Origin of the sequence: Lutibacter flavus (genome assembly GCF_900188355.1) — a bacterium.
GTDB lineage: Bacteria > Bacteroidota > Bacteroidia > Flavobacteriales > Flavobacteriaceae > Lutibacter > Lutibacter flavus.
Window position 1 is genome coordinate 317,223 of record NZ_FZNX01000001.1, and the last position, 12,474, is coordinate 329,696.

The window sequence follows — 12,474 nt, forward strand, 5'->3', positions numbered from 1 at the left end:
AAGCATCTCTATTTTAGAGATGCTTTTAAATATATTTTTTGATAAATTATTTTATTGAACGCATATAAGCCGCCAATGCAGCAAGTTCATTACCAGAAAGGTCTTTTACAAAACCATCTAAATTAGCTTTCATTATTGCAACTTGCCCAGGATCTGTATCAACAATTGCTTCAGCTTCTCCTTTTAAAAATTTTACAATGTTACCACCTTTTTCTGCATATACTTTGTTAATGTCTTTTATTGAAGGACCAATAACTTTAGCATCAGCTTGGTGACAAGTTGTACATGTTTTATCAGTAAACAGTTGTTTACCTAAAACCACGAAATCATCAGAATTCATAACTTTTTCTTTTGCTACCTCTTTTGTGGTTTCAACAGGAGTTTCAACTTCTTTTTTAACTTCTTCTTTCTTTTTTTCTCCGCAGCTTGTTAAAAACAATGCGATTAAACCTAATACTAAAACAGATTTTTTCATTTTTTTAAATTTAATTATATGATTACTACAAATTTATTCATTTATTATTAAGATTGTGAATTTTATGTCAAAAATATCAAAGAAATTAGTGAGAGTTGCAAAATATTTTTATAAGTAGGTAATATTATATCATATTGAGTTAGTCAAATTCAATTTTAGCTCTTCAAATATCTAATATATTTTGTAATTTGCGGCCTAACAAGGATGATTTCTCTCCTTAAAATGAGGAATTGATAATTTTCAATTTTTAATTTTTTAAAAGATGGTTTCAGAAACAATTTCATCGCAACAAGCAATAGATTTAGAGGATAAATATGGAGCTCACAACTACCATCCATTACCTGTAGTTTTAAATAAAGGGGAAGGAGTGTATGTTTGGGATGTAGAGGGTAAACAATATTACGATTTTTTATCAGCTTATTCGGCTGTAAATCAAGGGCATTGTCATCCTTCAATTATTAATGCTTTAAAGGAACAAGCAAGTGTTTTAACATTAACCTCACGTGCTTTTTATAACGATGTTTTAGGTAAATATGAAAAATTTGTAACCGAGTATTTTGGTTTCGATAAAGTTTTACCAATGAACACGGGTGCAGAAGCAGTTGAAACAGCAATTAAATTATGCAGAAAATATGCATATGAAAAAAAGGGCATTGCAGAAAATAAAGCAGAAATTATAGTATGTAAAAATAATTTTCACGGACGAACAACTACTATTATATCATTTTCTAATGATGAGGATGCACGTAAAAACTTTGGTCCGTTTACAGCAGGTTTTATAAAAATTGATTATGATAATTTACAAGCATTAGAAGATGCTTTGCAATCAAGTAATAATATTGCAGGTTTTTTAGTGGAACCAATCCAAGGTGAAGCTGGTGTTTATGTTCCTTCTGAAGGATATTTAGCAAGTGCAAAAGCATTATGTGAAAAATATGGTGTTTTATTTATTGCTGATGAAGTTCAAACAGGTGTTGCCAGAACTGGAAAATTATTAGCTGTAGATCACGAAAATGTAAAACCAGATATTTTAATATTAGGTAAAGCTTTGAGTGGAGGGGTTTATCCCGTTTCTGCAGTTTTTGCAAATAATGAAATAATGAATGTTATTAAACCGGGTCAACACGGTTCTACTTTTGGAGGTAATCCATTGGCTTGTGCTGTTGCAATTGCTGCTTTAAATGTGGTTAAAGATGAAGCTCTTGCAGAAAATTCGGAAAAACTAGGTGAATTATTTAGAAGTGAAATCCAAAAATTTGCAGACTCTAATGATTTAGTAAAATTAGTTAGAGGTAAAGGGTTGCTTAATGCAATTGTAATAAACGATTCAGAAGATAGCTCAACTGCTTGGGATATTTGTATTAAATTAAGAGATAATGGCTTATTAGCAAAACCAACTCACGGAAATATTATTCGTTTTGCACCTCCTTTGGTAATGAACGAAGCGCAATTGTTAGATTGTGTTTCAATAATTAAAAAAACAATTTCAGAATTTTAATATTTTGAATAGCATTTATAAAAAAAAAGCGGCAATTAGCCGCTTTTTTTATTTGTTGTTAAAGGAATTTCATTATTAATAGGTTGAATAGCAATAGTTTAAATTATAACTTTATTAATTTTAACTATTAATAGAGTATGTATTTTGTATCAAATATGGCACTATATTTGAAAATAAATCTATAGGTCTAAAAATTAATTTAATAATGAAAAAACAAGTACTTTTCAGTTTTCTTGTCTGTCTATTTTCGGTATCAATTTTTTCTCAAGAATTGAGTAATCGGTATATTAAAGAGCAAATAGCAACTTTCAAAAAAGAATTAAGAGGTCCTTATAAAGATATTCGTTGGTTTTGTAAAGATGGAAGTATAAGAATGCCAAAAGATCCTTGTCCGGATTCTATTGGTTCTGGTGTTCAACATGCACGATATAAAGATATTGTTGAGAATATTGGTGAAAATAATCATGTGTTTTTAGGACAAATTTTAGCTTATACTTCAAATAAAGAATTTTGGGATTCTCAAAATCACAATTCGCGTTTAAAACAATATCAATTAGATAAGTACTTAAGAAGTGTTGATGATGGTTGGATTTTACAAAAAGCGCAATATTACAGAGGTGCTGTTCAGGTTGAAGATGAAGAGACTTGGGGAGTATATTTTTATAAATGGTTATTAACGGGAGATACGAGCATCACTAAAAATTTCTTTTTAATTCGTCAGTCTTTAAAAGATATTCCTCATAAAGGAGATGATAATGTTGCTCAATTAATGAGAAGTCAATCGAAGGTTTTGTCAGATTCATTTCCTCAATTTATGGATTTACGAGTGAAAATTCACGGACAACCAGAATTTGTTGATATTGAAAAAGTAAAACAATTTAAAACCAAAAATGCTTCAAAATTAACCACTGCGTTAAATTTGAAATTTGATGAGTTACTTGTGACAATGAATAATTATTACAAGCCAATAGATATAAGTGCTTTACCTCAAAAAACAAGTTTTGTTAAAAACACACCAATTGGAAGTGTAATAAAGGAATTTTCAGTAAAAAATGGAGCAGAAATAAATCCTGCTATTTTGGTTTCGGAGTCGGCTAAGTTGTTATTAGAAATTAGAAAAGCAATTTTGGTTGAAAAGAGAGCATTAGCAAGAATTCAATTATTAGATGCTTCTCTAAAATTAGAAGAAGTTGTTTTTAAAAATGCATCGCAATGGCAGCCAAAGGATATACAAGAATTATTGAGTAAAACCTATTATTTAGGAGTGGCAACTGCTGGAGCTGGTTACATTGAACTTTGGGAATGGAATAAAATTGAATCCGTTTTAAAACCGAAAAATTCAACCTCACTTAGTTTAAATGAGCTAACAACAATTTTACAATCGGCTAGGAGTGAAGTAGAGTGGAGCGCATCTATGGTAAAAGCAACCTATGAAGAAATTGTTAATGTTTATAATGGTTTTGAACCAAAATCTTATGGTTTTATTGATGATAAAATACGAAGTTCTGTAGCTTTACATTTAGGGAAATCTGTAGCTGATTTGGGTGACATTATAGCAACTGAATCTTCTTTAACAAATAAAGTACTAAATATTTCAAGTCAAAGTTCAGTTCGTGGATTAAATCCCGGATACGCTTTTGGTGAGTTGGTTGTAATTGATGGATCTCCGGAAGGTGTTGAGGTTTCTTCAAACAAAATTTATATTTTTCAAAAACCACCATCCGATTTAAAACCTGTAGGAGGAATTGCTACTGTTGCAGAAGGAAATTTAGTTTCTCACGTTCAATTATTAGCACGTAATTTAGGAATTCCAAATGCTGCGTTGTCTGATGATAATCTTCAAAGTTTAAAAAAGTTCAACGGGCAAAAAGTGTTTTATGCGGTTTCAAATAAAGGAAATGTTATTTTGAAATTAGAGAAAGATATGACTCTGGAAGAAAAAGGGTTGTTTTCCAAAAAAGAAAGAAATGAAGCTAAAATTGCCGTTCCTGTTGAAAATATTCGGTTAGATGTGAATAGCATTTTAAATATGAGAAATGTTGATGCGAAGGATTCTGGTAAGTTATGCGGACCAAAAGCAGCTAATTTGGGACAATTGAAAAAAATGTTTCCAGATAAAGTTGTGGAAGGTGTTGTAATTCCGTTTGGAATTTTTAAATCACACATGAATCAGCAAATGCCTGACCAAAATATTTCATATTGGAATTTTTTAACCAATATGTTTTTAGAAGCTGATAGGCAACGTTCAAATTCTATTTCGGAAATAGAAGTAGAGAAATTTCAATTGAAGCAGCTAGAGATTTTGCGTGATGCTATTAAGAAAATGCCGATTCAAGCAAGTTTTATTACACAATTAGAAAATGAATTTTTAGCTGTTTTAGGAAAAAAATTAGGTGAAATACCTGTGTTCTTAAGAAGTGATACGAATATGGAAGATCTAAAAGATTTTTCAGGAGCGGGTTTAAATTTAACTTTATTTAATGTTGTTGCAAAAGATAAAATTATTCAGGGAATAAAAGATGTATGGGCTTCACCTTATACAGAAAGAAGTTTTAAATGGCGTCAAAAATATTTGTTAAATCCAGAAAATGTGTTTCCTTCAATTTTGGTAATTCCAAGTGTTGATGTAGATTATTCTGGAGTTATGATAACAACTGGAATAAATTCAGGAAATTCAAAAGATTTAACCATTGCTTTTAGCAGAGGCGCTGGTGGTGCCGTAGATGGACAATCTGCAGAGGCTTATGAATTAGGAGCTGACGGAACTGTCAAATTAATTGCTCCGGCAAGAGAATCAGATTATAATAGTTTGCCAACTACTGGTGGAACTGCTAAAAAATCTGCAACTTTTGAAAACTCAGTTTTAAATGAACAAAACATAAAAGAGATTAGAGAATTAGCTGAGAATTTACGAAAAAAAATGGCTAAAGAAGTAAATGCCGAATATATAGGTGCTTATGATGTGGAACTTGGTTTTAAGAATAATAAATTGTGGTTGTTTCAAATTCGTCCGTTTGTTGAAAACAAAAAAGCATTAAGTTCTGGGTACTTAGAATCAATTACCCCAAAAATTGATAAAAACAAGGAAGTATTACTATCTAAAAAAATATAAAATGAAGAATTATTTAAAAATTGCAATCGTTTTAGTGTTGTCTTGGACTTTTACTGGGTTAAACCCTTACCCAATTGATGGTTATGCGCGAACAGGAATTAAACGATTATTACGATTAGAACGCATAAAAAGTGGTGAAATAAAAGAGAATTTAAATTTACCTGCAGGCGCCTTAAAATCTTACAATGAAATCGCATTAAGTTTAACTTCAAAAAAGAAAGATAGTACAGCGCAGTTTTTAGTTAAAGATGAAAAATTCAACAAAGAGATTAATGGGTTATTTTATGGATTGGATAAAAGTTACTCTCTTTCAGTTATAGATATTTCAGATGTAAATAATATAAGATATGCTGCTAGAAATGAAACTGCAGGCTATCAGCCAGGTAGTGTAGGGAAATTGGCTGTTCTAATTGGTTTATTTACTCAATTAGAGATAATTTATCCTGATTCTTTTGAAAAACGCATTGAGTTGATAAAAACAAAATCTGTAAAAGCTGGTTTGTGGGGGTTAACTGACGAACATACAGTTCCAATTTTTAATACTGAAACTAATAAATTGGTAAAACGACAAGTGATTGCAAGTGATGTTTTTAGCTTGTTTGAATGGACTGATCATATGACGTCTGTTAGCAATAATGGTGCTGCAAGTATTGTTTGGAGAGAAACGATATTAATGGCTGCTTTTGGTAAAGATTATCCAGCTTTAACTCAAGAAGGTGCAGATACTTATTTTAAAAACACACCTAAAAAAGAATTAACAGACCTAGGAAACGATGTTGTTAATTTACCATTACGAAAACTTGGAATTACTTTTGAAGAATGGCGTTTAGGAACTTTTTTTACAAGAGGTGCAAATAATTTTATTGGAAGTAAAGATGGTAGTATTGGAAGTCCTATTGGATTAATGAAATTTCTAGTGCAATTAGAACAGGGAAAGGTTGTAGATGAAAAATCTAGCTTAGAAATGAAACGATTAATGTACATGACAGATAGGAGAATTAGATATGCATATTCACCAGCATTAAAGGATGCGGCTGTTTATTTTAAATCGGGGAGTTTGTATAAATGTGATAGAAGTAAAGGTGAAGCTTGTGGAAAATATATGGGAAATGTTCAAAATTTCATGAATTCAGTTGCTATTGTTGAGCATCCAAATAATTGTAAATATATGGTGGTTTTAATGACAAATGTATTGCGCAAAAATTCTGCTAGTGATCATATGTATTTGGCAGGAAGTATTGATAAACTAATTAATAAGTAGGTGAAAATTATTAGGAAAGTATTTCTAAAGCTTTATTTCTTATATTTTCATTTTTATCATCCAAAACAATTTCAACCAAGGGTATAAATTTTTTATCGTTGGTTTTTTCTATTAAGTATAATACAGCCTGTTTTAGTTTAATGTCTTTTCTACTCAATAAAGAACGATAGCATTCCTCTTCGCTGTAAACTTGTAAGTTCAGCTTTTTTATTTTTTCTTCTGAAATAGTATCAACTAAAATAGATTCAGCTATTGGAATCAATTCTTTTTTAAGTTGAATATTTAAAATATTATCTAAAAATTCAATAGCATGAATGCGCTGTTCTTCCTTACCTGTTAGGATAATATTTAGAATTGGTTCAACATCATTTGGTGGATATTTAATTCCTAAAAATTGAAATATTCGCTGCAATTGACGGTCTAAACGTTGTTCCAGTAATCGAATTAAACCATTTCGGGCTTTAGTGATCTCTATATTTTCTTCTGAAATATTTTTCTTTTTGTATTGAATCACAATCTGAGAATGAATTACAGAAAGTGTATCTTGATAAAGATAGCATTCATCTAATATTTTATCAACTATAAATCTATCTTTTATATGTAAATTCGGGTATTTCCATTTTAGTCTTTTTAACGCTTCTATGGCTTCTATTTTAACAGAATGCTCTGTTCCATCTGTTAATTTTTTTAGTGCACTTATTGCTTTTTGAGAAGCGAACTTTTCAATAACTGCTATTGCATGAGTGGCATCTTCTAGATCAATAGTTTCTCTTTTAACTTTTTTCACTAAAATATCTATAATTGGTACACCATAACTATATAGCGCATCAATAGCTGTTTTTCTAGTATCCTTTCCAGATAAATGGTCTATAATTAAATCGATAAATTGTTGATCCAGAGTTTTAGCAGCACTTAGAATGGCTGTAATTTGTAATTTTAAATTTTTAGATGCCAGTTGTTCTTGTAAAATGTCATAAAAATTTTCTGATTTTGAATTTCCAATTGCTTCTATAATGGCTATCATTTTATTCGTTTTTTCCTCTTCGGAATCAATAAATTTCCATTGAATCAATGCTTGTTTTAACCTGTTTTCTAAACTAAAACGTTCTTGTGATAAATGATTGTTTCTTAGTTCTAAAGATAAACCTATTAATGCGGCATTAGCTATAGTAATATCATTTATGCTTAAAAATTTATTAAAAAGTTCAATAGTATCCTTATCATAATGCTTTAATAAATATCTAAAAGCATCTGTAGTTATTTGTTGGTCTTTATCATAAATCATTGATTCTATTTGAGAGCATAGGTTTTCAGTTTTTAAATAATATAAATTTTCAATTGCCAGTGCTCTTACTTTTGTCGAATCGTGATTTAATAATTTTTTAATTGAGTGAAAAAAACGTTCATCTTTTGCTTCCAACGTTTTTTCAAGCATATGTCTAATCTGGCTTTCAGAACCATTTTTAAAAACTTTTTTTACAGTTTCAATTATTGAAGTAATTGGTATTTCTTTTTTTGCTGTTTTTTCCTTCTTGGAATGAGAAGTTTCCAGCAAATCTTTGAATGAAATAATATATTCTTTTCTAAGGTGATATATATAATAAATCCAAACGGAAATCAGGGTAATAATTATTAGACTTATTGAGGTTGAAGAGATGTTTAACCCATTAATAAAAAAGATTAAAATAAAACCTGCCAAACCTGTTGCAATACTATCAACAACTACATCTGTAAATGTTTTGGTTTTCTTTTTAATATCAATTGGTATTGGAATAGAAAGTAACTCGGTAGCTGCTTTATTCACAGATTGTTTTAAACTTCCATCAACAACTTTAATGGCAATTATTACCCATAATTGCGGAAGGAATAGTAATAAGAATGATCCAATTAATATACCTGAAGGTAGCCAAAATAATGATTTCCCTACTCCAAATGTACCAACAATCCGTTGGGTTAAAAACAATTGAATTAAAAGAGAAATTAGGCTTAATGTTGAAAACCAAAAACCAAAAAATGAAGTTAATTTTTCTGGGTCATCAATTAGTCTTGAGGCATAATCACTGTATTGATAATCCACTAATTTTGCAACTAAAACACTCAAGCCAATTACAATGGCAATTAAACTAAGTAATTTAGATTGTTTTATTAGTTTAAATGGTGATTCTCCTTTTGGATTGGACCTAAAGGATACTTGGAACGAGTTTAGTTTAACTACTTCATTTTTCCAAATGTATTTAGTAATAGGTAAACAACCTGCAAGTAAAATTACGGCTACAAATAATAAGCTTTCTGTTCTTATAAAAGTTGTCAAAAATGAAGTTAAATATCCTCCAAAAATTCCACCGGCAATTGCACCAGCTCCAATAAAACCAAAAACACGTTTTGCTTCCCTAACATTATAAACAAGATTTGCTAAAATCCAAAATTGTGAAGCCGTTAACAGTCCAAAAATAGCAACCCAAATGTATGGGATATATAAAAGTAAACCACCAGCAATATTGAATTTAAATGCAATACCAAAAATAATTAATGAAATTACGGATCCCATTAAGGTTCCTTCAATAACTTTATTTAATGAATTTTTCTCTAAAATTTTATCATAAAAATAAGAGCCTACAATGGCCATAATTGCAGTTAAAACATATCCTAATGGTAAAGCAGCGGATGTAAGTTCTGATAAAAAAAGAGAATTTATTGTGGGTTTAATAATAAGTAATGTAGTAATAAGTAAAAAAATATTTAATTGTAATAACAAGGTTTTTTTGAGCTCGTCATCCTTTAGATCAAAAGCTTTTAAAATATATTTTTTTAGCGGAATAATGTTAAACATTTATAAAGTATATTACTTAAGTATTATTTGTTGTTAAGATAACAAGTTATCTTTCAATGTTAAATAAGTCTATGTTAAATTTTACACCTATTTTATAAAGATATTGAATCTATAAATGTTTGCCAAAGGTTTAATGAAGCAAAAGAAGAATAAGCGTTTTAATAAAGAGTTTAAAAGAATAAGGCCTTACTTATTTATTAAAATTAGTAAGGCTTTATTCGGTATGTTTTTAAGTTTTGAATTATGCTTTTTTAAGTGCTTTTTCAATTGGCCTTACTAAACTTCTAATAATTTGCTCACCACTTTCATCTTCTATAAGAGCAACAAGGATGTATCTTCTTTTAGGGTCTTTTCCCCATACTAATATTGAATCAGAATGGAAATTTCTCCAAGATCCTGATTTTCTAAATAACCTTGCATTTGGAGCAATTTGGTCTAGTGTATTCACAAATTTATGATGAAGGGCTGGGTTTTCAAGTATATCTAACATTTGCTTTGAACGATCACTACTAACTAACTTTCCATTAGCTAATAAGTAATAATATCTACAAACTTGGTTAACAGTAGCAGCATGGCTTAAATTTAATAGTGGCTCTCTATTTGTGTCTCCACCGCCACCATAGCGTTTTCCAACCCATAGACCACCGCCGTCTTCTTCATCATATAATTCATATTTTTCACTGGTCATTACACTTGCAATTTTGGCATAACCTAATCTATCAATCATTCTAGTTGCTGCATGATTATCCGATTTACTAATCATTAATTTCATATCATTAGTAACTTCTTTAGTTTCTATAAGTTCACCGTTTTCAATAGCATCCATTGCTGCTAATAAAATAGAGATTTTAGGTAAACTTGCAGCATACATCATATGGTTTCCATTAATGCTTGCATATTTTGCAATTTTTGGATTGCTCAAATCAATTACCCCAACAGCCATTTTATTTTGTGACATTAAGGTTTTCCATTTCGGAATTAAATTCAATTCCTTTTCTAAATTTGTTTGAAGTGACGAACTGGACAAACTGTTTAAAGGTTTCAAGTTTAAATTATTTTGTTGTATTGGCAATTCATTTTGTGCCAAAATAGGAAAAGAAAAAAAATATAGTAAAACTATAAATAATTGATATGTTTTCATTTAGGGATTTATATTGTTTATTATTGATGTCAAATATATTTATTTTTTTGACACAGAAAATGTTAAATTTTTAGTTATGAATAAAATAAGATTGTGTTTTAATATATGCCTTTATATCAAAATATAGTTTAAAAAAATGTTAATTTTTATTTTGATTTTTTAAAAAATATTCTGAAAAAGGTTTTTAAAGTATAAAAAGATTGCGTTAAAGCAAATAGTAATTAAAAATAATATATATAAAAAAAGCGGCCATTGGCCGCTTTTTTTATATTGAATAGATTTCTATCCTTTTCTTCTTTTTGAAGGCTTTGTATTACCAAATGCACTTTTACTATCAGATCGTTTTCTTCCAAAACCACTAGAATCCCCACCTGATTTTCTATCTTTACTTCTAGGTCTTCCTCCACCGCTTCTACCTCCACGTTCTCCGCGTTCATCACGATCTCTTCTGCCTCCACCGCTTCTTCCGGAACGTTTCTTTTCAGTAATTTCAACGTTTACATTTCTTCCTTCAAAACTAACATCACCTTCTTGAAAAGCAGAAATTGTTTGGTCTTTATAATTCTTATCTAATTCAAAAAATGAAAAAGTATCTAAAATTTCAATTTGACCAATTTCTATATTTTTAGCTATTTTTTGGTCATTTATTAATCCAATTAATCTAGCTGGATTTAATTTATCTTTTCTTCCTACATTAATAAAGAAACGAGTCATATTTTCATCATCTCTTCTTTTTCCTCTAGAATCTGAACCTCTATCAGAACCTCTCATTTGATCACTGTCATTTAAGTCAGGAGCATTTTCATAATAAGTTAAAAAGGTATTGAATTCTAAAGAAACAAATCTTTTTATTAATTCTTCACGATCTAAGCCTTCTAATTTTTCATAAATAGACGGTAAGAATTCATTTATTTCAGTTTCGTTCACTTTAATGTCATGAACTTTGTCAATTAACTTTAATAGCTGGTTTTGGCAAATTTCTTTACCTGTAGGAACAGGTGTGCTAACGAATTTTTTACCAATCATTCTTTCAATAGGACGTAGTTTTCCTTTCTCTCTTGCAGTAACAATGGCAATAGAGATCCCTTCTTTTCCAGCACGACCAGTTCTACCACTACGGTGAGTATAAGATTCTATTTGGTCTGGTAATTTGTGATTAATAACGTGCGTTAAATCAGTAACATCTAAACCTCTTGCGGCAACATCTGTAGCAACTAAAATTTGTAATACTTTTTTACGGAATTTACCCATAACACTATCACGTTGAGCTTGAGATAAATCTCCATGAAGTGCATCAGCATTATACCCATCTTTTATTAATTTATCAGCAACTTCTTGTGTTTCTCTACGTGTTCTACAAAAGATAATACTGTAAATATCAGGATTAACATCTGCAATTCTTTTTAAAGCATTGTATCTATTTCTTTCTGAAACAACATAATATTGATGGGATACTTGATCTGATCCTTTATTTTTTTCACCAGAAGTAATTTCAACTGGCTTGGTCATATAGTTTTTAGCTATACTTTCAACTTCTCTAGGGAAGGTAGCAGAAAATAGTAATGTTTGTTTTTCTTTAGGTGTTACAGCAAGAATTTTATCTAATTCATCTTTAAAACCCATATTTAACATTTCATCAGCCTCATCTAATACAAGCCATTGAACGTTATTAAGTTTTAATTGCTTTCTGTTTATTAAATCTACTGTTCTACCAGGAGTTCCAACAACAATGTGCATTCCTTTTCTAAGTTTTCTTATTTGATCATCAATACTCGCTCCACCATAAACTGCAGTAACGTTAAAGCCTTTTATGTGTTTTGCAAATTCTTCAATATTCTTTGCTATTTGCAAAGCTAATTCACGTGTTGGAGATAAAATAATGGCCTGAGTATCTTTGCTTTGAGTGTCAATTTGTTCTAAAATTGGCAAACTAAAAGCTGCAGTTTTTCCAGTACCTGTTTGTGCAAATGCTTTTAAATCTTCTTTTGATGCAATTACTTGTGGAATTGCTTTTTCTTGAATTTCTGTAGGATTTTCATATCCCAAATCTGTAAGAGCCTTAATGATATTTTCATTAAGCCCTAGGTCTTTAAATGTTGTCATTCTGTATAAATTATTGATCTACAGATGCCCATCTATAAACCGGTTAAAAATCGT

General features: G+C 29.9%; 7 protein-coding genes. 3 read left to right on the forward strand and 4 right to left on the reverse strand.

Annotated features, from left to right (window positions below):
* Positions 1 to 46: 46 nt before the first annotated feature.
* Entirely contained in the window at positions 47 to 475 is a 429-nt protein-coding gene (locus CHB63_RS01380; protein ID WP_089376645.1) for a c-type cytochrome, read from the reverse strand.
* Between the two features lie 262 nt (positions 476 to 737).
* Here CHB63_RS01380 and rocD point away from each other — a divergent pair, with 262 nt between their 5' ends.
* The 3 genes from rocD (at position 738) to CHB63_RS01395 (ending at position 6,346) form a co-directional block, all read left to right on the forward strand.
* Positions 738 to 1,973, forward strand: coding sequence for an ornithine--oxo-acid transaminase (gene rocD / locus CHB63_RS01385; protein ID WP_089376646.1), 1,236 nt, complete (start codon positions 738 to 740; stop codon positions 1,971 to 1,973).
* Positions 1,974 to 2,178: 205 nt separating this feature from the next.
* Positions 2,179 to 5,085 carry a PEP/pyruvate-binding domain-containing protein gene (locus tag CHB63_RS01390; RefSeq protein ID WP_089376647.1) on the forward strand — a complete coding sequence of 969 codons (2,907 nt, stop codon included), beginning with the start codon at positions 2,179 to 2,181 and terminating at the stop codon, positions 5,083 to 5,085.
* A gap of 1 nt (position 5,086) precedes the next feature.
* On the forward strand, positions 5,087 to 6,346 hold the full coding sequence (locus CHB63_RS01395; protein ID WP_089377544.1) for a serine hydrolase: 1,260 nt from the start codon (positions 5,087 to 5,089) through the stop codon (positions 6,344 to 6,346).
* Positions 6,347 to 6,356: 10 nt separating this feature from the next.
* Here the strand turns inward: CHB63_RS01395 and CHB63_RS01400 are convergent, their stop codons facing one another.
* The 3 genes from CHB63_RS01400 to CHB63_RS01410 all read right to left on the reverse strand — a co-directional run bounded on the left by CHB63_RS01400 (position 6,357) and on the right by CHB63_RS01410 (position 12,420).
* Entirely contained in the window at positions 6,357 to 9,176 is a 2,820-nt protein-coding gene (locus tag CHB63_RS01400; RefSeq protein WP_089376648.1) for an Npt1/Npt2 family nucleotide transporter, read from the reverse strand.
* A gap of 241 nt (positions 9,177 to 9,417) precedes the next feature.
* A complete protein-coding gene (locus CHB63_RS01405) occupies positions 9,418 to 10,317 on the reverse strand; it encodes a serine hydrolase (RefSeq protein WP_089376649.1) in 900 nt (299 codons plus the stop codon).
* A gap of 282 nt (positions 10,318 to 10,599) precedes the next feature.
* Entirely contained in the window at positions 10,600 to 12,420 is a 1,821-nt protein-coding gene (locus tag CHB63_RS01410; protein ID WP_089376650.1) for a DEAD/DEAH box helicase, read from the reverse strand.
* Between the last annotated feature and the right edge of the window lie 54 nt (positions 12,421 to 12,474).